At 62.9% G+C, this 22,373-nt stretch carries 17 protein-coding genes; 6 read left to right on the forward strand and 11 right to left on the reverse strand.

Annotated elements, in window-relative coordinates:
• Positions 1-4: 4 nt before the first annotated feature.
• Together GR212_RS10755 and GR212_RS10760 are read right to left on the reverse strand one after the other, a co-directional pair.
• Positions 5-2,452 carry a GcvT family protein gene (locus tag GR212_RS10755; protein ID WP_163986476.1) on the reverse strand — a complete coding sequence of 816 codons (2,448 nt, stop codon included), beginning with the start codon at positions 2,450-2,452 and terminating at the stop codon, positions 5-7.
• A gap of 9 nt (positions 2,453-2,461) precedes the next feature.
• Positions 2,462-3,340: a choline kinase family protein gene (locus GR212_RS10760; RefSeq protein WP_163986477.1), complete on the reverse strand. Its 879-nt coding sequence runs from the start codon at positions 3,338-3,340 to the stop codon at positions 2,462-2,464.
• A 311-nt stretch (positions 3,341-3,651) separates the two neighbouring features.
• Between GR212_RS10760 and GR212_RS10765 the strand changes: the two genes are divergently transcribed.
• Positions 3,652-4,458 (forward strand): DeoR/GlpR family DNA-binding transcription regulator, encoded by an 807-nt coding sequence (locus GR212_RS10765; protein WP_163986478.1) that lies wholly within the window; start codon positions 3,652-3,654, stop codon positions 4,456-4,458.
• A gap of 41 nt (positions 4,459-4,499) precedes the next feature.
• Here the strand turns inward: GR212_RS10765 and GR212_RS10770 are convergent, their stop codons facing one another.
• Positions 4,500-5,447, reverse strand: coding sequence for a LysR substrate-binding domain-containing protein (locus GR212_RS10770; RefSeq protein WP_163986479.1), 948 nt, complete (start codon positions 5,445-5,447; stop codon positions 4,500-4,502).
• Between the two features lie 116 nt (positions 5,448-5,563).
• Here GR212_RS10770 and GR212_RS10775 point away from each other — a divergent pair, with 116 nt between their 5' ends.
• Positions 5,564-6,586, forward strand: coding sequence for a YeiH family protein (locus tag GR212_RS10775; protein ID WP_163986480.1), 1,023 nt, complete (start codon positions 5,564-5,566; stop codon positions 6,584-6,586).
• On the opposite strand, the gene GR212_RS10780 is transcribed toward GR212_RS10775, so the two are convergent.
• The 6 genes from GR212_RS10780 to GR212_RS10805 form a co-directional block, all read right to left on the reverse strand.
• Entirely contained in the window at positions 6,549-8,381 is a 1,833-nt protein-coding gene (locus GR212_RS10780; RefSeq protein ID WP_163986481.1) for a bifunctional diguanylate cyclase/phosphodiesterase, read from the reverse strand. The two genes, GR212_RS10775 and GR212_RS10780, sit on opposite strands and share 38 nt — an antisense overlap.
• 113 nt (positions 8,382-8,494) lie before the next feature.
• A complete protein-coding gene (locus GR212_RS10785) occupies positions 8,495-10,279 on the reverse strand; it encodes an IlvD/Edd family dehydratase (RefSeq protein ID WP_163986934.1) in 1,785 nt (594 codons plus the stop codon).
• A gap of 7 nt (positions 10,280-10,286) precedes the next feature.
• Entirely contained in the window at positions 10,287-11,171 is an 885-nt protein-coding gene (locus GR212_RS10790; RefSeq protein WP_163986482.1) for an NAD(P)-dependent oxidoreductase, read from the reverse strand.
• 333 nt (positions 11,172-11,504) lie between these two features.
• Positions 11,505-14,702 (reverse strand): efflux RND transporter permease subunit, encoded by a 3,198-nt coding sequence (locus GR212_RS10795; protein WP_163986483.1) that lies wholly within the window; start codon positions 14,700-14,702, stop codon positions 11,505-11,507.
• A 119-nt stretch (positions 14,703-14,821) separates the two neighbouring features.
• On the reverse strand, positions 14,822-16,012 hold the full coding sequence (locus GR212_RS10800) for an efflux RND transporter periplasmic adaptor subunit (protein WP_163986484.1): 1,191 nt from the start codon (positions 16,010-16,012) through the stop codon (positions 14,822-14,824).
• A gap of 171 nt (positions 16,013-16,183) precedes the next feature.
• The gene (locus tag GR212_RS10805; RefSeq protein ID WP_163986485.1) at positions 16,184-16,996 is read right to left on the reverse strand and encodes an alpha/beta hydrolase fold domain-containing protein; all 813 of its coding nucleotides are present in this window, start codon (positions 16,994-16,996) and stop codon (positions 16,184-16,186) included.
• A gap of 234 nt (positions 16,997-17,230) precedes the next feature.
• Between GR212_RS10805 and GR212_RS10810 the strand changes: the two genes are divergently transcribed.
• The gene (locus tag GR212_RS10810) at positions 17,231-18,142 is read left to right on the forward strand and encodes a LysR family transcriptional regulator (RefSeq protein WP_163986486.1); all 912 of its coding nucleotides are present in this window, start codon (positions 17,231-17,233) and stop codon (positions 18,140-18,142) included.
• A 57-nt stretch (positions 18,143-18,199) separates the two neighbouring features.
• On the opposite strand, the gene GR212_RS10815 is transcribed toward GR212_RS10810, so the two are convergent.
• Positions 18,200-18,658, reverse strand: coding sequence for a carboxymuconolactone decarboxylase family protein (locus GR212_RS10815; protein WP_163986487.1), 459 nt, complete (start codon positions 18,656-18,658; stop codon positions 18,200-18,202).
• 135 nt (positions 18,659-18,793) lie between these two features.
• Between GR212_RS10815 and GR212_RS10820 the strand changes: the two genes are divergently transcribed.
• Positions 18,794-19,678, forward strand: a complete 885-nt coding sequence (locus GR212_RS10820; protein WP_163986488.1) for a sigma-70 family RNA polymerase sigma factor — start codon at positions 18,794-18,796, stop codon at positions 19,676-19,678.
• 4 nt (positions 19,679-19,682) lie between these two features.
• On the opposite strand, the gene GR212_RS10825 is transcribed toward GR212_RS10820, so the two are convergent.
• Positions 19,683-20,444, reverse strand: coding sequence for an AraC family transcriptional regulator (locus GR212_RS10825; RefSeq protein ID WP_163986489.1), 762 nt, complete (start codon positions 20,442-20,444; stop codon positions 19,683-19,685).
• Positions 20,445-20,583: 139 nt separating this feature from the next.
• Between GR212_RS10825 and GR212_RS10830 the strand changes: the two genes are divergently transcribed.
• Positions 20,584-21,543 carry a DMT family transporter gene (locus tag GR212_RS10830; RefSeq protein WP_163986490.1) on the forward strand — a complete coding sequence of 320 codons (960 nt, stop codon included), beginning with the start codon at positions 20,584-20,586 and terminating at the stop codon, positions 21,541-21,543.
• A gap of 84 nt (positions 21,544-21,627) precedes the next feature.
• Positions 21,628-22,350: an FCD domain-containing protein gene (locus GR212_RS10835; RefSeq protein WP_163986491.1), complete on the forward strand. Its 723-nt coding sequence runs from the start codon at positions 21,628-21,630 to the stop codon at positions 22,348-22,350.
• The last annotated feature ends 23 nt before the right edge of the window (positions 22,351-22,373 follow it).

Consider the following 22,373-nt stretch of genomic DNA (forward strand, 5'->3'; position numbering starts at 1 on the left):
GCAATCACGCCTTGATCCGCGCCATCTGCGGATCGTAAAGCGGCTTCAGCGACACCTGGCACGGCACGCGGCTCTGCGCGACATCGAGCTCATAGCGACCCGACAGCACGAAATCCTCCGTCACGCCGCCGGGATCGCGGACATAGCCGTAGCCGATGGCCTTGCCGATCGTGTAGCCGTAGCCGCCGCTCGACAGCCAGCCGACACGCTGCCCGTCGCGATAGATCGTCTCGCGGCCGAGAAGCACGATCTCCGGATCGTCGGGCACGAAGCAGGCGAGCATCTTCTTCACGCCGGAGGCCAGCTGCCGCGCGATCGCTTCCCTGCCGCGGAATGCGACATCCTTCTTCATCTTCACCGCCCAGCCGAGCCCGGCTTCGATCGGCGTATGATCCGGCCCGATATCGGAACCCCAGGCGCGATAGCCCTTCTCCAGCCGGCAGCTTTCGATGGCGCGATAGCCGGCATTGGCGAGGCCATGCTCACGCCCGGCTGCCATCAGCACATCGTAGACGGTGGCGGAGTATTCCACCGGCACATGCAGCTCGTAGCCGAGTTCGCCGACATAGGTGATGCGCAGCGCCCGCACCGGGCAGCCGGCAATACCGACGGTCCTCACCTTGCCGAAGGGGAATGCGGCATTCGAAACATCCGCCAAGGTCACGGCCTGCAATATCTCGCGCGATTTCGGCCCCATCAGCGACAGCACCGAGTAGGCCGAGGTCACGTCCACCAGTTCGGCGTGCAGGTCGGCCGGAATATTCCGGGCAATCCAATCGAAATCATGGGTGGCGAAGCCGGTGCCCGTGGTGATGTAGAATTCGTTCTCGGCAGTGCGGGCGACAGTCACGTCGCACTCGATGCCGCCCCGGTCGTTCAGCATCTGCGTATAGGTCAAGGCACCCACAGGCTTGGCAACATCGTTGGCGGCGATCCAGGACATCACTGCCTCGGCATCCCTGCCCTTGAGCACGAATTTGGCGAAGGAGGTCTGGTCGAAGATGACGGCCGCCTCGCGCACCGCCTTATGCTCCCGGCCGACGGCATCAAACCAGTTTTGACGGCCATAAGTATAGATGTCCTTCGGCTCCTCGCCGGCGAAAAGATCGGCAAACCAGTTCGGCCGCTCCCAGCCGAGTTTTTCGCCGAAGCAGGCGCCCTGTGCCTTCAGGCGATCGTAGAGCGGTGACTTGCGGCATGGCCGCCCGCTCGAATGCTCCTCGAAGGGCCACGCCATGGTGTAATGCTTGCCATAGGCCTCGAGCGTGCGGGTGCGCACCCAGTCGGTGTCGAAATGCGGGCGGCCGAAGCGCCTGATATCGACCGGCCAGAGATCGTAGGGCGGCTCGCCCTTGGCCACCCATTCGGCAAGCGCCATGCCTGCGCCGCCGGCGGACGCGATGCCAAAGGCATTGAAGCCGGCGCCGACGAAGAAATTCCTCAGCTCCGGCGCCTCGCCGAGAATGAAATTGCCATCGGGCGTGAAGCTCTCCGGCCCGCACAGCAGCTGCTTGACGCCTGCCGTCTGCAAGGCCGGCACGCGGATGAGCGCCTGCTCCATGATCTGCTCGAAATGATCGAAATTGCTGTCGAGCAGCGTGTAGTGGAAATCCTTTGGAATGCCGTCGAGCGCCCAGGGGATCGGGTTCGGCTCATAGCCGCCCATGACCAGCCCGCCGACCTCTTCCTTGTAATAGGTCAGCCGGTCCGGGTCGCGCAACGTCGGCAGGTTGGAGGGCACCCCGAAGGATTCGGTGATGAGATATTGATGCTCGACCGAGACGAGCGGCACATTGACGCCGAAACGGGCGGCGAACGTCCGCGTCCATTGCCCCGCGCAGACGACGACGCGCTCGCATTCGATACGGCCCTTCTCGGTGATGACGGCGCGGATTCGGCCCTTGTCGATCTCCAGATCGAGAACCTCCGTATCCTCGAAGATCGAGACGCCGGCCATGCGGGCGCCCTTCGCCAGCGCCTGGGTGATATCGGAGGGATTGGCCTGGCCGTCGGTCGGCAGGAAGGCGGCGCCGACGAGATCGTCGACATCCATCAACGGCCAGAGATCGAGCGCCTCCCGCGGCGTCAGCAGATGCATCTGCAGGCCGAAGGACTGCGCCGTCGTCGCCTGCCGCTTGACCTCCGTCCAGCGTTCTTCGTTGCAGGCGAGGCGCAGACCGCCATTCATCTTCCAGCCGGTGGCAAGCCCGGTCTCGGCCTCCAGTTTCTTGTAGAGATCGACGGAATAGCCGAGCATCTGCGTGATGTTGGCGCTGGTGCGCAGCTGGCCGACGAGACCGGCGGCATGGAACGTCGTGCCCGAGGTCAGCTTCTTGCGCTCCAGCAGCACGGTATCGGTGAAGCCGAGCTTGCCGAGATGGTAGGCCGTCGAGCAGCCGATGATGCCGCCGCCGATGACGACGGTCTTCGCTGTGGTCGGCAGTTCCTTCATCGTGTCACCTCAAGAGTTGCGAAAGCTCTGCCAGGCGCTCTCGAACCGCCGCAGATTTTCAGCTGTATAGGAAGAATAATCGAAATCGATGTCGGAATGGATTTCCGAAATCATGCTCCACATCGTCTCGCGCAGGAGCGAGGCGCATTTCATCGCCTGATAGCGCCGGCGCAGATCGTCGCTGACACCAGCCTCGAAATAGGCTTCCAGCATCGCCTCTTCCTGCGGCTCGGAGAATTCGTTGTTGGAGGCGAGGCCGCCGAGATCGAAAAGCGGCGTGTTGAAACCGGCATAGTCCCAATCGATCAGCCAAAGCCGCTTGCCGTCGTCGAGAAAATTGGCGGCCAACAGATCGTTGTGGCCGAAGGCGATCTCGAACGGACCGGCCTCGCGTTCGAGCCGCTCGGCGATCTCCAGAAAGGCAGGCAACAGCGCCTTGTGCCGGCTGCCGCCCGCGTCCAAGGCGGCCGCATAGTCCCTGACCACATGGAAGACCCAGAAGATCGCCGCCGGGCCGCGAAAATGCCGGCCGACATCGCGATGACAGGAGCGGACGAGATTCACCACCCGCGCCATCATCGCAGGCTCGCGGATATCCTCCGCGGACAACGGCCCCGCATCGATATAGTCAAGCACCAGTATGCCGGGCTCGTGATGGATGACGGCAGGGGACAGGCCGGCAGCATGGGCAGCCCTGCTCGCCGCGACCTCGTTGACCCGGCTGATGTGGTGAACGGGAATGTCCGACCCCAGCCTGACGACGAAGCGTCGGCCCGCATTGCCGACCAGATAGTTGCGATTGGTAATGCCGCCCACCAGCGGGGCGATCTCGATCGGCCCGTTCCAAATGGCGAGAGACTGTATCCTGTCTTCCGGCGTCGCAGTCATTCCCCCTCCGGTGCTACTGCCGAGCATCCTTCGGATGAGAAAGGTTCCTCACAAAGGCAGAGCTGTCAAGAACCGATCCACAAAATGAAACGAATATTTGGTTTTTTGTTGGATTTAAGCGACAAACTCCCAGCGTATGAGCTATGGATATTGCAAATACGACGCTTCACCGTAGGTGAGATTTGTCTTAAAAACTCAAGCGCGAGGCAACCGGATCGGGTTGTGCGCGTTGACGTCTCTGCCGGCGGCAAGACCGCGGTTTCGCGGGCAACACACGTTTTGGGATCAATACCTCAGTAGGATCAAGGACCATGTCGGGCACATCCCAGCCGCTTCACTCCAATCATCGCGAACGCGAGATCCTGGAGGAACTGCGCTTGGCCGGCGGCGCAAGCCGCATACAGTTCCTGGCCGAACGGCTCGGCGTTTCCGAGGAAACCATTCGGCGCAACATCCGCAGCCTGGAAGCCAACGGGCTGGTGACCAAGGTGCATGGCGGGGTCCATATCAAGGACTCGATGAACGAGCCGCCGCTGCATCTGCGCATGAACGAGAATGCCGAAGCCAAGCGGATGATCGCAGCCTCGGTCGCCGCCATGATCGAGGACGGCGACACAATCTTTCTCGACGTCGGCTCGACCACCGCCTTCATTGCCGTTGCGCTGCAGAAGCACCAGAACCTCTTCGTCGTCACCAATGCCGTTGCCGTCGCCCACGCGCTTGCCACCCGCAACGGCAACCGCGTCTTCTTTGCAGGCGGCGAGCTGCGCGGCCACGACGGCGGCGCCTTCGGCATGGAGGCCGCCAATTTCCTGCGCCGTTTCAATGTGCGCCACGCCGTCCTTTCGGTCGGCGCCATCAATGCGGCTTCGGGCTTCATGCTGCATGACCTCGAAGAGGCCGAATATTCCCGGGAGGCCGCCGGCCGCGCCGAAAATCGCATCGTCGTCGCCGACAGCGCGAAGTTCGGACGCAGCGCGCCGATCGTGCTAAGCGAACCGGCATCCTTCGACGTGCTGGTTACCGACGACACGCCTCCGGCCGATATCCGCGCCATGCTGGACCGCAACGAGATCGAGCTGGTCATCGCCAACAGGCAGCGAGCGGAGCGCCGCTAGACCGCCGCGTTCTCGATCAGCCCACGCAACCAGCGTCGAAGCTAGGCGCCCGTGTCGGCCTCAAGCGACAGGCTACGCTCATCCTCATCGAAGGCGATGGACTTGCGATAGTTCTTGCACATGGCCTCGAGCGTCTGTGCCGCCTTGCTGGCATGACGCTCCTTATGGCGCAGCAGCCGGAAGCTGCGGGCGGGCAGATCGAATGTCGCCTGGACCAGCAGGCCCTGACCGAGATAGGCCTTCGCCGCCGCGCTTGAAATAGCCGCCGCGCTTTGGCCCACGCAAACCGCCGACAGCACGGCTTCATTCGAGGGCAGCACGAGAGCCACATCGAGATCCTGCGGTGCCGCGCCAAGCTTGGCGACTGCATTCTCGAATTCCGAACGCGTGCCCGACCCCTCCTCGCGCATCACCCAGGAGGTGCCGCCGACAAGATCGGCGGCCGTCAGTTGCCGGCCGTCCGCCCAGGGATGGTGCGGCGGCACGACGATGGCAAGCGCATCCTGCGAGACGATCTTCATCGATAAGGCGGGCGCATCGACCTCGCCCTCGATGAAACCCAGCTCGGCCCCGCCATCGACGACGGCCTCGGTCACGGTACGGGTATTGCCGATCGTCAGGTCGAGCTCGATGCCGGGATAATCGCGATGGAACCGCATCAGCAAGGGCGGCAGCCAGTAGCTGGCGATGGTCTGGCTGGCATAGAGGCTGAGCCGGCCGCGCTGCAGGCCGCCCAATTCCGCAAGCATGAGTTCTGCCGAGCGCACCCGCGCAAGCGTCGCCTTGGCTTCGCCGAGGAAGGAGCGGCCGGTCTCCGTCAGCTCGATCCGCCTGCCGACGCGATGAAAGAGTTCCACGCCGTAGTAGGCCTCGAGATTCTTGATCGCGGAGCTGACGGCAGACGGCGTGAGATGGATGGCTTCCGCGGCCTGCGTCAGATGCTCTCGCTCGGCGACGGCGACGAAAATGGCGAGCTGTTCGAAGGTCATGGGAAATCATTCTAATTAATCGAACGAAACATAGGATAATATTCGATGGATGTCGACATAGACAGATGAGACTTTCCTACCGTCACCAAAGCATAACAAACGAATGACGGCACGATATGTCCATTACCCAACGCGCAAATATGATCCTCCCAGGCCTCGCGCTCACCTCGGCCGTAGCCCTTCTCGCCTATGCTGCAGAGCATGTTGAAACCAGCCTTCTCGGCGGCAGATGGATCGAAAGTCTGGTGCTTGCCATAGCGCTCGGCATCGCCGTCTGCACGATCAAGCCGCTGAAGCCGACCATGAAGCCGGGCATCGATTTCAGCGCCAAGTTCCTCCTGGAAATCGCCATCGTCCTTCTCGGCGCCTCCATCAGCCTGTCGGCGATCCGCGGTGCGGGCGTCTGGCTGATTGCCGGCATCGCCATCGTCGTCGTCCTGTCGATCGCCGCCACCTATATGATCGGGCGGGTGCTTGGCCTGCCGCCGAAGCTCGCAACGCTGATCGCCTGCGGCAATTCGATATGCGGCAACTCTGCCATCGTCGCGGTTGCTCCGGTAATCGAGGCGGATTCGCAGGAAATCGCCGCAGCCCTCGCCTTCACCGCCGTCCTCGGTATCGCAGCCGTGTTCCTGCTGCCGCTTCTCTATTTCCATCTCGGCATGAGCGTTCCGCAATACGGCACCCTGGCCGGCCTGACGGTCTATGCCGTGCCGCAGGTGCTGGCCGCGACCGCTCCCGTCGGCCTGCTTGCTGTCCAGACCGGCACGCTCGTCAAGCTCGTCCGCGTCCTGATGCTCGGTCCGGTCATCTTCCTGCTCGGCGTCATCACCAAGGCCGAGACGGCCGGCACGGACGGACGCACTGGCCACCACCACTCGCTGGTTCCCTGGTTCATCTGCGGCTTTCTCGGACTGATGGCCCTGCGCTCCTTCGGCCTCATCCCGGATGCTCTGGTAGCACCGATGCAAACGATTTCCGGCATCCTGACCGTCATCGCCATGGCTGCGCTCGGCCTCTCGGTAAACATCCGCTCCGTCGCCCATGCCGGCGGCCGGGTGATTGCGGCAGCCACGCTGTCGCTGCTGACGCTGGGCGCCATCAGCTACGGTCTGATCCTTGCCCTACAGATTCAGTAGCCCGTACGCCACCGCCGATTGAAGATCGACCCCGACTTCCCGCCAGGGTCGATTTCAGCAAAGCGGCGGTCTCGCTCTCGCAGACAGGATAACCGATAGCGTAGCCCTGAAGCTCGTCGCAGCCCAGCTCGGCAAGAACGCGTGCGTGATCCTCGGTTTCCACCCCTTCGGCCACGACCTCGACATTCAAAGCCTGTGCGATCTCGACGATGGAACCGACGAGGCGACGCTGTTCGTCGGATACGGTGATCGCCGTCACCAGTTGCCGATCGATCTTCAACCGTTTTGGCTTGAGCTTGACCAGGCCGATCAATGACGCATGGCCCGAGCCGAAATCGTCGATCTCTATATCGATATCCATCTCCTTGATGCCGGCGATATTGGCAAGCACCCTGTCGTCGGGATCGTCGAGAAAGATGGTCTCCACCAGCTCGAATGCGATGGCCTGGCGAGGTATTCTCAGCGCCCGCAATCCATCGATCAGATCCGGATCGGCTAGCCGGCGGCCGGAGATGTTGACGGCGATGCGCGGCGGCGAAAGACCCTGCGACACCCAGGCCGCCCGGTCTGCCAGCGCACGCTTCAGCACGGCGGCATCGATCTCGGCAGTAAGCCCATATTCATCGGCAACCTTGAGGAAGGCAGCCGGGCTCATCAGGCCTCTTTCCGGATGCCGCCAGCGCGCCAGAGCTTCCAGCCCGACGATGCTGCGGGTGCGGGCATCCACCTGGATCTGATAGAAGGGCTCGATCTGGCGCAAGACCGGCGCCAGCCGCAATTCATCGGCAAGCCGCCGTTCGGCCTGCAGATCGGACTGAAGCTGCGGCGTAAAGAACTCCACGCGGTTGCGGCCGAGTTTCTTGGCCTGAAACAGGGCGACATCGGATTCCGCCAGGAGGTTTCCCGCGCTTTTCGCCTGGCTCATCGCCACGCCGATGGACGCGCCGATCTTCAGCATCTCGTTGCCGAAGCGCACCTCGCGGCGCAAGCGCGAGAAAATATCGTCCGCGATCGCCGCAAGCCTTTCGAGGCTGCCGACATTGACCAATGCGGTCACGAATTCGTCGCCGCCGATGCGCGCCACGACATCATTGGCGGTGATCGCCCCGGAGATGCGGGCGGCGGCGCTCTGCAGCGTTGCGTCGCCGGCCGCGTGACCCCATTTGTCGTTGATCTCCTTGAAACCGTCGAGATCGATGTGAAGAACCGCCAGGGTCTCGACCGAGGCGTCCTTGCGCAATTCGGCCAGCCGACGATCGAAATAGCGGCGGTTGGGAAGGCCGGTCAGGTAGTCGTGATCGGCGGCATGCTCGATCCGCGACCGGCTCTGCTCGAGCGCCACGGCGCGCGCTTCCGCGATGGCCTTCTGGCTGGCGAGTTCGCGATTGAGCAGAACGTCGGCCGTGACATCCCATTCGGCGCCGATGAACGACGGCGCTCCGTCCGGGCCTTCGTAATAATGCGCGCGGGAGCGCAGGTGCCGCACCTCTCCGCCGGGCAGGAGGATGCGGAACTGGGAATTGTAGAACCCCTTGTTTTCCAGGGCGACGTCAAAGTCCCTGATCGCCCTTTCGAGATCCTCGGGATGCAGCGCCTTCATCCAGACATCGGACGAAACCCTTCGATTGTGGCGGCGGGTTCCGTAGAGCCTATGCATCTGGAGATCCCAGAGCAGTTCCTGGTCGTTGACGTTATGCTGCCAGACGCCGATTTGAGACGCCTCCAGCGCCAGCTCCAGCCTTCTCAAAAGGTCCTGGAACTCTTCCTCGCTTCGCCCTGATGTCGTCTCTGCCAAAGAGCTCCACCCCCTTCGGAATTTGAAGAGACCGCATAACTGCCGCTAAATATATATGCACTACTCCCTTTCACGAACTTTAATGGCGGCGCATTGGCGTGCCGAGACCCCGGCTAATGATTATGCCGGGGCGGAACGGCGGCAATATTGCGGAAATCGGCGGCACCATCGAGCACGGCACCATCGGAAAGCTGCGTGACCGAACGGCGGTAGATGCGCTGCCACGGGGTCGCATCCGGCGGGACCGGCGGTATGCCGTCACCCTTGCGTCGCTCGATCTCCGCTTCGTCCACCAGCATGTCGCAACGGCCGTGGTTGAAATCGATGCGGATGATGTCGCCGGTCCTGAGCCAGGCAAGCCCTCCGCCGGCAGCACTTTCCGGCGAGGCGTTCAGGATCGAGGGACTGTCTGCCGTGCCCGACTGACGGCCATCGCCGATGGTCGGCAGGCTGCGGATGCCGCGCTTCAGAAGCGCATCCGGCGGCTGCATGTTGACAACCTCCGCTGACCCCGGCCAGCCGATCGGCCCGGCGCCGCGGATGACCAGAATGGTCCTCTCGTCGATACCGAGATCCGGATCGTTGATGCGCTTGTGGTAATCCTCGGAGCCGTCGAAGACGACAGCCCTGCCCTCGAAGACCCCTTCGTGGCCGGCCTCCTGCAGATAGCGGCTGCGGAAATCCTCCGACACGACGCTCATCTTCATGATCGCGAAATCGAAGAGATTGCCCTTGAGCACGAGGAAGCCGGCGCGCTCCTTCAGTGGCTCGGCGAAGGGACGGATGACCTCGCGATCGGTTGCCTCGCGACCCTTCAGGTTCTCCGCCATCGTCCTGCCCGTCACCGTCGGACAGTTGCCCTCCAGCTTGCCCGCCTGCAGCAGTTCCCACATGATCGCCGGAACGCCGCCGGCGCGATGGAAGCGCTCGCCGAGATAGGCGCCCGCTGGCTGCACATTGGCCAGCAGCGGAATGTCGAAGCCATGCACCTGCCAGTCGTCGGGGTAAAGCTCGACGCCGGCGTGCTTGGCCATGGCAGCCAGATGCGGCTGCGCATTGGTCGAGCCGCCGATGGCGGAATTGACGCGGATGGCATTGAGGAAGGCCTCACGCGTCAGCACGTCGGAAGGCTTGATATCTTCCAATACCAGCTCGACCGACCGCCTGCCGGTGCGATAGGCCATCTGGCCACGCTCGCGATAAGCGCCGGGGATGGCGGCACAGCCGGTCAGCGACATGCCAAGCGCCTCGGCCATCGCGTTCATGGTCGATGCCGTTCCCATGGTGTTGCAGTGCCCCACCGAGGGAGCGGACGCGAGTGCAGCCTCCAGAAAGCCCTCCTCGTCGATCTCGCCGGCCGCCAGCTTGCGGCGCGAGCGCCAGATCGCCATGCCGGAGCCGGCAAGCTCGCCGTCATGCCAGCCATCGAGCATCGGGCCGCCGGACAGAACGATTGCCGGGATATTGACGGTGGAAGCCGCCATCAGCGCCGATGGCGTGGTCTTGTCGCAGCCGGTCGTCAGCACCACGCCGTCGATCGGATAGCCGTAAAGCACCTCCACCAGGCCGAGATAGGCAAGATTGCGGTCGAGCGCTGCCGTCGGGCGCTTGCAGTTCTCGAAGATCGGATGGGTCGGGAACTCGATCGGAATGCCGCCGGCATCGCGAATGCCGTCGCGCACGCGCTTGGCGAGATCGAGGTGATGGCGGTTGCAGGGCGTCAGGTCGCTGCCGCTCTGCGCAATGCCGATGATCGGCTTGCCCGACCGCAATTCTTCCGGCGTGATGCCATAGTTCATGAAGCGCTCGAGATAGAGCGCGGTCATATCGATATGATCCGGATTGTCGAACCAGTCCTGCGAACGCAGACGACGCTTGGATGCACCCTTATCGCTCATCTCTTCCTCAAGCCTTTCCTCGGGCATTCTTGTCTTCCAGATATTGCAGCAGGCCGCTGTGATCCTGCTCGCCGCCGCCATTCTCGACGAACTCGGCAAACTCCGCCCTGACCGCTTCCGTCAGAGGCAGTCGAAGAGACAGGCTCTCAGCGGCGGCAATAACGGTATCCAGATCCTTCAACTGGTTGCGGGCGGTTCCGCCCGGCTCGAAATTGCGCTCGATCATCCGCTGGCCATGCAGCTCCAGGATCCGGCTTTCCGCAAAGCCGCCGCGAATGGCGGCACGAAAAGCCTCCCGCGATCCGCCGCCGGCTTCGACCAGCAGCATGGCTTCGGCAACAGCGCCGATGGTCACCGCGACGATCTGCTGATTGCCGAGCTTTGCCAGCTGTCCGGTGCCGCTCGGGCCGACGCGTGTGACACGGCCGAGCGGCGCCATGGCATCGCGGACACCGTCTATGACGTCGGCTTCGCCACCGGCCATGATCGCAAGCGTTCCGGCTGAAGCCCCGACCACGCCGCCCGATACGGGAGCATCGATATGATGAAGGCCGCGCTCGGCAAGTTTCGCCGCATGCTCACGGGCAACGGCTGGCGATATCGAGCTGGTGTCGATCACGGTAGCGCCGGCCTCCAGCACCTCGGCAACGCCGCTGCCGAACAGAACTTCGCTGACGGCACCGCCGTTGGTGAGCATGGTGAAAAGTATCGATGCTCCCCGCGCCGCCTCCACCGCCGTATCCGCGACGGTCGCGCCATCGGCAGCCAGAGGTTCGGCCTTGCTCCGGTCGCGATTCCAGACGGTCACGGCAAAGCCGACGGCCAGCAGCCGCCGGACCATCGGCGCGCCCATCAACCCCGTCCCGAGAAAAGCGATCTTCCTGCCGCTCATAGACTATCCTTCGAATTGGAATGCACAGGGCTCAAGTCGGCATCGCGGCCGATCATGCCGGCGCATCCTACAGCGACCTTCTGCCCGCTATCGCCCTCAAAGCCCTCCTGGCCCACTGGCGGCTCCCCACGCTCGACGTACGTCAGTCAACTCATCCAAGAGTTTGATAAACCTATGGTGCCAGCATGCAAAGGAAATCAGCGGCCATGCGGCAAATTCTCCGAAAGATGAAGTCGGCCAGTAGAATAAAAGTGCCGCTCAAAAAGCGAAAGGCGGGACCTTTCGGTCCCGCCCATGGCATGTCGAGCACTGGAGTACCGCTCGGCACGGCCTCTATTCGGCGGCGATCGGGAGTACCTCCACCGAATGATCGTTGTCGTTGTGATGATGCTGCTTCAGCGGACGGTTGCCCGTCAGGCTGCGGATCAGCACATAGAAGACCGGCGTCATGAAGATGCCGAAGAAGGTGACGCCGATCATGCCGGAGAAGACGGCGACACCCATGGCGGCGCGCATCTCGGCACCGGCGCCCGTCGAGGTGACGAGCGGCACGACGCCCATGATGAAGGCCATGGAGGTCATCAGGATCGGGCGAAGACGCAGGCGGCTGGCCTCGATTGCCGCCTTAACGGGGGTGCGGCCTTCGAATTCCAGCTCGCGGGCGAATTCCACGATCAGGATGGCGTTCTTCGCCGACAAGCCGACGAGCACCACCAGGCCGATCTGGGTGAAGATGTTGTTGTCCCCACCCGTGAGCCAGACGCCGGTCAGCGCCGCCAATACGCCCATCGGCACGATCATGACGATGGCGAGCGGCAAGGTCAGGCTCTCGTATTGGGCGGCAAGCACCAGGAAGACCAGCAGCAGCGCCAGCGGGAAGACGACGACGCTGGAATTGCCGGCCAGAATCTGCTGGTAGGTCAAGTCCGTCCATTCGAAGTCTATACCGGCCGGCAACGTCTCATGCAGAATCTTCTCGATCGCCACTTGTGCCTGGCCCGACGAGAAGCCGGGCGCCGGTCCGCCATTGATGTCGGCTGCAAGGAAGCCGTTATAGCGGTTCGTACGCTCCGGACCGGTGGTGGCATCGACCTTCAGCAAAGCCGAAAGCGGGATCATCTGGCCCGATGCCGAACGAACCTTCAACTGGCCGATATCTTCCGGCTGAGCGCGGAACTTGGCATCGGCCTGCACGCGGACGCTGTAGGTGCGGCCGAAGGCGTTGAAGTCGTTCACATAGAGCGAACCGAGATAGATCTGCAGCGTCTGGAAGACGTCGGTGACGGAGACCCCGAGCTGCTCGGCCTTGGCGCGGTCGAGATCGGCAAAGAGCTGCGGCACATTTATCTGGAAGCTCGAGAAGATCCCGGCGAGTTCCGGTGTCTGGTAGGCCTTGGCGATCACGGCCTTGGCCGCCTGGTCGAGCGCCTGGTTGCCGAGGCCGGCTCGATCCTCGATCTGCAGCTTGAAGCCGCCTGTCGTGCCAAGACCGTTGACCGGCGGTGGCGGGAACATGGCGATGAAGGCATCCTGGATGACCCCGAACTTCTGGTTCAGCGCCATGGCGATCGCCCCGCCCGAAAGGTCGGGCGTCTTACGCTCGTCGAAGTCCTTCAGCGTGACGAAAACGATACCGGCATTCGAGGAATTGGTGAAGCCGTTAATCGACAGGCCCGGGAAGGCGATCGCATTGGCGACGCCTGGCTGCTTCAGCGCGATGTCCGTCATGCGCTTAATCACGTCTTCCGTACGGTCGAGGCTTGCTGCATCCGGCAACTGTGCGAAGCCGATCAGATACTGCTTGTCCTGCGACGGCACGAAACCGCCCGGAACCGTTGTGAACAGGCTATAGGTCGCTCCCACTAGCGCAAGATAGATCACCATGACGATGCTCTTGCGCGACAGCAGGCCGCCGACGCCCTTGCCGTAGTATTTCGAACCGGCTCCGAAGGCCCGATTGAAGCCGCGGAAGAACCAGCCGAAGATCGCGTCCATGACCCGCGTCAACCGATCCTTCGGCGCATGATGGCCCTTCAGGAGCAGGGATGCGAGCGCCGGAGACAGGGTGAGCGAGTTGAAGGCCGAGATGACGGTCGAGATCGCGATCGTCAGGGCGAACTGGCGGTAGAACTGGCCGGACAGGCCGGAGATGAAGGCAAGCGGCACGAAGACCGCGACGAGAACCAGCGCGATCGCGATGATCGGACCGGAGACTTCCTTCATAGCCTTGTAGGTGGCGTCTCGCGGACTGAGCCCGTTCTCGATATTGCGTTCGACGTTCTCGACCACCACGATCGCGTCGTCCACGACGATACCGATCGCCAGCACCAGGCCGAACAGGCTGAGCGCGTTGATCGAAAAGCCGAAGACATACATCACGGCGAATGTGCCGATGATCGACACCGGAACGGCGATCAGCGGGATGATGGACGCGCGCCATGTCTGCAGGAACAGGATGACGACGAGGACGACCAGCGCGATGGCTTCGAGCAGCGTGTCGATCACCTTCTCGATCGAGGCGCGGACGAATTTTGTCGTGTCGTAGACGATCTCGTACTTGACGCCCGCCGGCATGGCCAGCTGCAGCTCGTTCATGGTGGAGCGCACATTGTTGGCGATCTCGATCGCGTTCGAACCGGGTGCCTGGAGAACCGCGACTGCAACGGCCGGCTTGCCGTCGAGCAGCGAACGCAGCGTATAATCTTCCGCACCCAACTCGACGCGAGCGACGTCGCGAAGGCGGGTGATCTCGCTGTTGGCCCCTGTCTTGACGATGATGTTGCCGAATTCCTCGGGCGTGCGCAGGCGGCCCTGGGCGTTGACGTTGAGCTGCATATCCACGCCCGGCCGGCTGGGCGAAGCACCGATGATGCCGGCCGCAGCCTGGACGTTCTGCGAGCTGATCGCATTGCTGATGTCGCTGGCGGCAAGATTATGCTCGGCCGCCTTCTGCGGATCGATCCAAACGCGCATGGAATAGTCGCCGGCGCCGAAGACCTGCACCTGCCCGACGCCTTCGATGCGAGCAAGCCGATCCTTGACGTTCAGGGTTGCATAGTTTCGCAGATAGGTGATGTCGTGGTCGGCCCCGTCCGAGACGAGGTTGACGACCATGATGAAGTCGGGCGAGCTTTTGACGGTCGTGATGCCGAGGGCACGGACTTCCGCGGGCAAGCGCGGCTCAGCCTGCGAAACGCGGTTCTGCACGAGCTGCTGCGCCTTGTCCGGATCGGTGCCGAGCTTGAAAGTGACCGTCACGTTGAGAACGCCGTCGGACGTCGCCTGGCTGGACATGTAGAGCATGCCCTCGACGCCGTTGATCTGCTCTTCGAGCGGCGTCGCCACCGTTTCGGCAATAACGGTCGGATTGGCGCCGGGATAAGTGGCGCGCACGACAATCGACGGCGGCACAACCTCCGGATATTCGGAGATCGGCAGCGCCCTGAGGCCGATCAGGCCGGCGACCACGATGAGGACCGAAAGAACACCGGCAAAGACCGGGCGGTCGACAAAGAATCTGGAGATGTTCATAGCAAAGCCCTCTCCGGGGTAAAAACGGATGCAAAATCCCTGGCCGGCGAGTTCAGAGCCGCCGGCGGATCATGTGAATTGGAATGTCGGCCTTCTGCCCATGGGCAGAAGGCGAAGTCTTACTGAGCGGTCGCGACCTTCTCTGCCAGCTGCGGGGCGACGACTGCACCGGGACGGATGCGCTGCAGCCCGTTGACAACGACCTTTTCGCCGACCTTCAGGCCGTCCTCGATCACCCGCTGATCGTCGACCAGCGAACCGAGTTGGACCTGCCGGTAATTGACCTTGTTGTCGCCATCAACCACGAAAACGAACTTCTTGTCCTGGTCGGTGCCGATTGCGCGGTCGCTGATGACGAGCTTGCTCTCGGCTTTCGGCTGGCCCATGCGAACCCGCACGAACTGACCGGGAATGAGGCGACCGCCGGGATTGTCGAAGACGGCGCGAACGCTGACGGTGCCGCTCGCCGCGTCGACTTCGTTGTCGATCAGCTGCAGCTTGCCCTTGATCGGCGTGCCGTCATCGCTTGCCGTGCCGATCTGGACCGGAATCTGCTCGACCGGCGGAACAGCGCCGCCGGTTGCCGGCAGTTCGGCCAGGGCCTGGGTCACGGTCTGCTCGTTGGCGCTGAAGCTCGCATAGATCGGATCGACCGAAACGAGCGTCGTCAGCGCCGGAGAGGAAGACCCGGCGGCCACGAGATTGCCGACGGTGACGGCGATCTTGCCGACGCGACCGGCGATCGGGGCGCGGACCTGCGTGTAGTCGAGGTTAAGCTGCGCCGTCTGCAGAGCCGCATCGGCGGCCTTCAGATTGGCAACCGCCTCGGCATAGTTGCTGGCGCGCGTGTCCATGTCGCTCTGCGAGATCGTTTTGCTGTCGGAGAGCTTCTGGCCGCGATCGACCTCGACCTTGGCGAGATCGAGCTTGGCCTTTGCTGCTCCGACCTCGGCCTGAGCCTGGGCGACGGCCGCCTCATAGGGTGCGGGATCGATCGTCACCAGCAGGTCGCCCTGCTTGATCAGGGCACCTTCGCGGAAATGCACGGACTGGATGGCGCCAGCGACGCGCGGCCGGATCTCGACACGGTCGATGGCCTCGAGCCGGCCGGAAAACTCCTGCCACGCCGTAACGTCGCGCGGTTCGACGGCAGCAACGGTGACGGGAATGGCAGGCGGGGCCGCCTGGCTGGCCGCCTCGGTTGCCTGAGCGCCGCGCGGCAGCTCCAGATAGAAGGCCGCGCCTGCAACAGTCGCAGCAACACCCATGCCGGCGCCCCACAGGGCCCAGCTCTTACCGTTGGACTTCATGTTGGTCTCTCCTTTGGCTCCGTCTTGGGATACGGGGCCGAAAATTCCTATCGTCTCAATAAATCGGGGGGCCGAAGCGTCGCGCGTCCGCGTGACTATTGCTCCGGTCTCGTGCCTTCGACGTTTCATCCCATCCGCGCTTATCCCTTGCGGACGGAATACCCTGGTCGATCAAGCCTGCACGTCTTCGACAAAGCCCTTGAAACAGCAGCAGATATCCTGCTGCCACGAGGCCCTGTCCTTCGACTGCCCGCCGTAGAGTGTGGGCCAGCCTGTCCCGGCGGGAAGGACTTGCTGGCGAACACGGACGCCGGCCGCTTTCAGCCGACTGCCGTATTCCATGCTCTCGTCGCGGAGCGGGTCGTCCTCGGCCGTGAGCACCAATGCCGGCGCGAGGCCCGAAAGCCGCGAACAGTATCGAGGCGCGGCATAAGGGTGACAGACACCGCCCAGGAAACCCAGGTAACGGTTCCAACCCTCCGTCCAGCGCTCGCGCATGCCGCTTTCCTCCGCCTGGAGGAAAGATTTCGATCCCATGAAGGGATCGAGCAGAGGCGAAATCAAAACCTGTCCGTCTAACGAACCGGGTATCTGATCGCGCGCCTTTAAAGCGACACCCGCTGCGACATTGCCACCCGATTCCTCTCCGGCGACAAACAACAGCGATTTTTTCGCCCCACCCAGCGCAAGCATGTTCCGCTTGTTGCTGAGGTAGGCAAGAATTCCGTAGGCGCATTCGAGCACCTTCGGAAAAGCATTCTGATTGCAGCTCGTATAATCCGCTGCAACCACGATGGCGCCGGCCTCCGCGAGGCTCGCCGCCACCGGTCTGTTGGTCGCGTGATCGGTGTCGAGAAAAGCGCCGCCGTGCAGATAGAGCACGAGAGGCGCCGCCTTCTTCAAACCTTCGCCGTTATAGATCCGAGCTGCCACCGGCCCCGTAGGCACGTTTTCCAGCACAACATCTTTCCACGGCGCACTCATCGACCAAAATCCCTGTCTGCTCGAGTAAATATGATCCAATCCAGAAGCGGTTTATCATGCTTTACGATCATATTCTCGAAAATGCGGTCCCTGGCGCCCCCATGCCGCATTGCATCAATCTCGATAAAAACATATTGTTATTCCGCTTCGAGAATAAGTAGCCTATATTCGATCAGACTATTCAGGATAACAAACAATCGACCTCTTTTCTTCGTGGTCGAAGGGCATCACAGAATGGATCAGTTGTCAGCAATGCGGGCATTCGCGCGCGTGGTGGAAACGGGTAACTTCACCCGCGCCGCGGCGGCCCTTTCCATGCCGAAGGCGACGGTGACGACGCTCATCCAGTCGCTGGAATCGCATCTTCATGCCAAGCTTCTCAACCGGACGACCCGCCGCGTCATGGTGACGACGGATGGTGCGCTCTATTACGAGCGCGCGGTTCAGCTCCTCTCCGAAATCGAGGAGCTGGACGGCAGCATCAGCAATTCGCAGAGCCTGCCGAGCGGCCGCCTGCGCGTCGAAATGGCCGGCGCCTTTGCCGAGAAGATCGTCATGCCGGCGCTCTGCGATTTCCATCAGCGCTACCCCGACATTCACATCGATCTCGGCGTCGGCGACCGTCTCGTGGATTATCTGGCCGAGAATGTCGATTGCGCCCTGCGGGCCGGCATGCCGAACGACCAGTCGCTGATCGCCCGCCGCGTCGGCGAAATACATCTCGTGACCTGCGCGGCGCCGCTTTACATCGAGAAGCACGGCATGCCGGAACGCCCCGAGGATCTGGAAACCAGCCACTATGCGGTCAGCTATTTCCGCGCGCAAACCGGCCGCACGGTTCCTTTCATGTTCGAACGCGGCAACGAATCGCTGGAAATCAGCCCGCGCTATATCCTCTCGGTGAATGACAGCCGCAGCTATGTCCAGGCGGCCTTGACCGGTCTCGGCATCGCGCAAGTGCCCAGTTTCATGGCGCGGGACGCGCTCGCCAGCGGCGAACTTGTGCCGGTCCTCTCCGGCTGGGGCCGCCCTTCGCTGCCCTTGCATATCGTTTACCCGCCCAATCGGCACCTCAGCAACAAGGTGCGCGTCTTTGTCGACTGGCTGGCAAAATTGCTGGTCACTTCGCGAGTCGGCGAAGCCTGACATACGGGCCACCTTCTGCCCATCATGCGAGAAGAAGGTGGCGCTCTTTGCGGACCGTCAGTTCCAGGATGCGCCTGCGGGCTGGCGGACCGTTGAGTTCAGCCGGTTCCAGACATTGTCGATCGCGATCGAGACGATCAGGGCAGACAGCGCCTTCTCGTCGTAGTGTCTTGCGGCCTCGCGCCAGATCTCGTCGGTGACGGCGTCCGGCCGATCGGCAAGCCGGGTGACCGCTTCCCCGAGCGCAAGGGCCGCGCGCTCCGCATCGGAGAAATAGGGCATCTCGCGCCAGGCGGAGACCCCCACGATGCGCTCCATCGCTTCGCCCGCCTTCTGGAGCTTGCGAAAGCCCATGTCGGTGCAGACGCTGCAGCCGTTGATCTGGCTGACACGCAGATGCACAAGGTCTATGACGGTCTCGGAGAGGCCCCGATCCTTGATAGAGTTGCTGACGGCCAGAAGCGCCTGCAGCGTTTCGGGCAGGACGAGAACGGGATTCTTCATACGAGCTTGCATATTCGTTTCCTCTGAGTGTGAGAGCGCTGTTGCGGCTCATGTCCTGACGATGCACTTTCCTGCCGATCCGCTGTCACACCGGCCGGATTTCGTTCGTCATAGGGTCTGACGAAACAGGATGAGGGAATGTGACCGATGGACGGAAAAAAGTGGCAGGCCGAGAAATTCGAGGCGAACCGGCCGCATCTGCGCGCCGTCGCCTATCGCATGCTCGGCTCGCGCACCGAGGCCGAGGATGCGGTGCAGGAAGCATGGCTGCGCCTGATGCGAAGCGATACGTCCGATGTTGAAAATCTCAGCGGATGGCTGACGACGGTCACGGCCCGCATCTGCCTCGACCTGCTGCGTGCCCGCAGATCCCGCCGCGAGGAGCCGCTGACCCTTCGCATCCCCGAACCTGCGGTGATCCACGAGGCCGGAAACGGCACCGACCCGGAACAAGATGCATTGCTGGCCGATTCCGTCGGCCTGGCCCTCCTGGTGGTGCTGGAAAAGCTCAATCCGGCCGAGCGGCTCGCCTTTGTCCTGCATGACATGTTCGACGTGTCTTTCGACGATATCGCCCCGATCGTCGGCCGCACGGCGGTCGCGACCCGTCAGCTTGCCAGCCGTGCCCGCCGCCGCGTGCAGGACACGCCGTCGTCGACCGAGGCCGACCTCACCCGCCAGCGCCACGTCGTCCATGCCTTCTTCACCGCCTCGCGGCTCGGCGACATGCAGGCACTGCTGGACGTCCTCGATCCCGAAGCCGTGTTCCGGCCGGATGCCGTTGCCGCCCGCATGGGATCGGTCAGTGAACTGCGCGGGCGCGCCGATGTCGCCAGGGCTTTCAACGGTCGCGCGCAGGCAGCCCGGCTCGCCGTCATCAATGGCGCGGTCGGCGCCATCGTGGTGATCGGCGGTCAGCTGCGCATCGCGCTTCATTGCGCGATCAGCGCGGACGGCGTGATCGCGAGCATCGACGCGATGGCCGATCCGCAAGAATTGCGCAGGCTGGAGATCGTTCTGATCGAACCCTAGACTTTTAACGCATCTGCGTCGGGCTCGTGCCCGTCAGCCTGCGAAACATCGCAATGAAGGCGGACGCATTGCTGTAGCCCAGCCGCGATGCGATCCGGTGCACGGGCTCGCCGCTCTCGATCAGCGACAGCGCGGCGACAAGCTTCAGCCGCTGTCGCCACTCGTTGAAGGAAAGCCCGAGGTCGTCCTGGCACCGGCGCGACAACGTGCGCTCGGTCGTTCCCATCCTGCGGGCCCATTCCGTCAGGGAGTTCCGATCACCGGGATCGGCCTGTAACGCGGCCAGCACCGGGCCGAGTAGCGGATCGTCGGAAAACGGCAGGTAGCTCTCGCAGCGCGGCGCCGCGCGGATCTGGTCGACCAGAACCTGCGCAAGCCGCAAGTCCTCGGCCGTTTCGGGTATCGTCACATCGCGCGCCGCGAAATCCGCGAGGATCGCCTTCAAGAGTGGACTGATGCTAAGCGTGGAGGGCTTGTCCGGCAGATCGATGCAGAGGGCGCGTTCGACATAGACGGTCACATAGCGCAGGTCGTGCTTGTTGTGGGCGCCATGCATGGTGTCCGGCGGCAGCCAGATGGCATAATGCGGCGGCGACAGATAGGGCACGCCCTGAATGTCGAACTCGCAGACGCCGACGAGTGCATAGTTGAGCTCGCCCCAGGGCTGGCTCTTTTTGGGAAAAACCGTGCCCGCCCTGTAATTCTCGGTCCGGAAGGAAACCGGATTCGGCGGATCGCCTTCGATGCGTGGAGACCTGACAGACATGTCCTCATTTCACTATCGCTTGTCTTGATCTCGCTATATACCAGAATTCGGACAAAAGGTAGAAAAGCCGAGGGATGGCGAACCATGTCCGCCCTCCTGCATTTCGCCCCAAGCCAAAAGACGACGGGAGACCACCCCCATGAGCACCCAGCCGAACGCTTCCGCATCCATCGTCGGCGCGGCCGGTCTTGCGCCGTTGCTGACGGTGCTGATCTGGTCCGGCAATACCGTCGTCACAAAGGCGTCCGCCGGCGTGATCTCTCCGGGCTCCATTTCCTTCTACCGATGGCTCCTTGCCTTCGTCGTGCTCCTGCCCTTCGTCGGCCGCGCGGCATGGCAGAACCGGGCGCTGCTTCGGCAGCATTGGCTGAAGCTCGCCACCCTCGGCGCCCTCGGCATGGTGATCTACCAGAGCCTCGCCTATGAGGCGGCCAAGACCACATCGGCCGTCAACATGGGCGTCATGATCGCCCTGATGCCGCTGCTGTCGACCGTGCTCGCGGGCCTTCTCGCGGGCGAAAGGCTTACTGTGGCAAGCCTTGCCGGCGGCGCGATTTCGTTGATCGGGCTTGTCTATCTGACCTCGCAGGGCGATCCGATGCGGCTGTTGAATGGCGGCTTCCATATCGGCGACGGCCTGATGATCATCGCCGTCCTCTCGAATGCGCTCTATGGTGTGATGCTGAAGCGCTGGGCGATGCCGATCCCGATCTGGCAGCAACTCTTCTGGCAGATCGGCTTTTCGACCCTGCTGCTGATCCCTGTCTTCCTGATGGGCGATATCTCGCCGGTCACCAGCGCTAACCTGCCCCTGATCCTCTATGCCGCGATCCCGACGTCCCTCGTCGCGCCGCTCTGCTGGATGATCGGCATTCATAAGCTCGGGGCGAGCCGGACGTCGCTGCTGATCAATCTTCTGCCCATCGTCGTTGCGGCATCGGCCTGGGCGCTTCTTGGCGAACAGCTGCATTCCTATCACTCCATCGGCGGCGCCCTCGCCCTTGTCGGTGTCGGCCTCGGCTTACGGAAAGCTCGGGCAAGGAACGGCGAGACCGCTCCCGAAACGGACGAGCCGAACTGGGAGACAGAGGAAGCTTGACATGCGCTCCGAGAGGCCCCCTTTCCTTTCGGCCACGCTTCGTTCTACCATGAACGAGTCCCGAGAAGCGAAAAGGAAGCGAGCGTGCGCATAGCCCTGGAACCGGTGTCCACCAGAACGACGATCCAGGAGAGCGTCTATCAGCAGCTGAGAAACGCGTTGATGGCCGGCAATTTCGATCCCGGCCAGACGCTGACCATCGCCTCGCTCGCCGAAACCTTCGGCACCAGCAACATGCCGGTCCGCGAGGCGCTACGCCGTCTGGCGGCCGAAAATGCCCTTGAAGTCGCCGCCAACGGCTCGGCCCGGATTCCGATCGTCACGCTCGCCCGGCTGGACGACCTTTGCCGCGCCCGCATTGCGGTGGAGGGTCTCGCCGCCGAACTCGGCATGCCGAACCTCACCCCCACCGACATCGCGACCCTCGAGCGTATCGCCGGCGAACAGCATGTGATCGGCCTCGGCGCCAACGTCTACGATCTCATGGCCAGGAACCAGCAATTCCACTTCACCATCTACCGCGCCTCCGGTTCCGAAGTGCTGCAGCAGCTCATCGAGACGTTGTGGCTGCGCTTCGGCCCTTACATGCGCATGCTCTCCGCCTCGGTCGAGCCCCTGATGCGCAGCGGCGAGCTCGATCCTGCCGGCGAGCATGTTGCCATTGTCAAGGCGCTGAAGGCCGGCGACTTTGCCGGAGCCCGCGACGGTGTCGTGGCCGACATTCGCCGCACCCATGAAATCCTGCAGGATTATTGCCCGGCCACGCAGGACGAACCGCGCAAGGGCTCAGGCCTGGCCCGCCGCTGAAGTGCATCGCGACCTGCGGGATT

Origin of the sequence: Martinezella lusitana (assembly GCF_010668395.1) — a bacterium.
GTDB lineage: Bacteria > Pseudomonadota > Alphaproteobacteria > Rhizobiales > Rhizobiaceae > Rhizobium > Rhizobium lusitanum_A.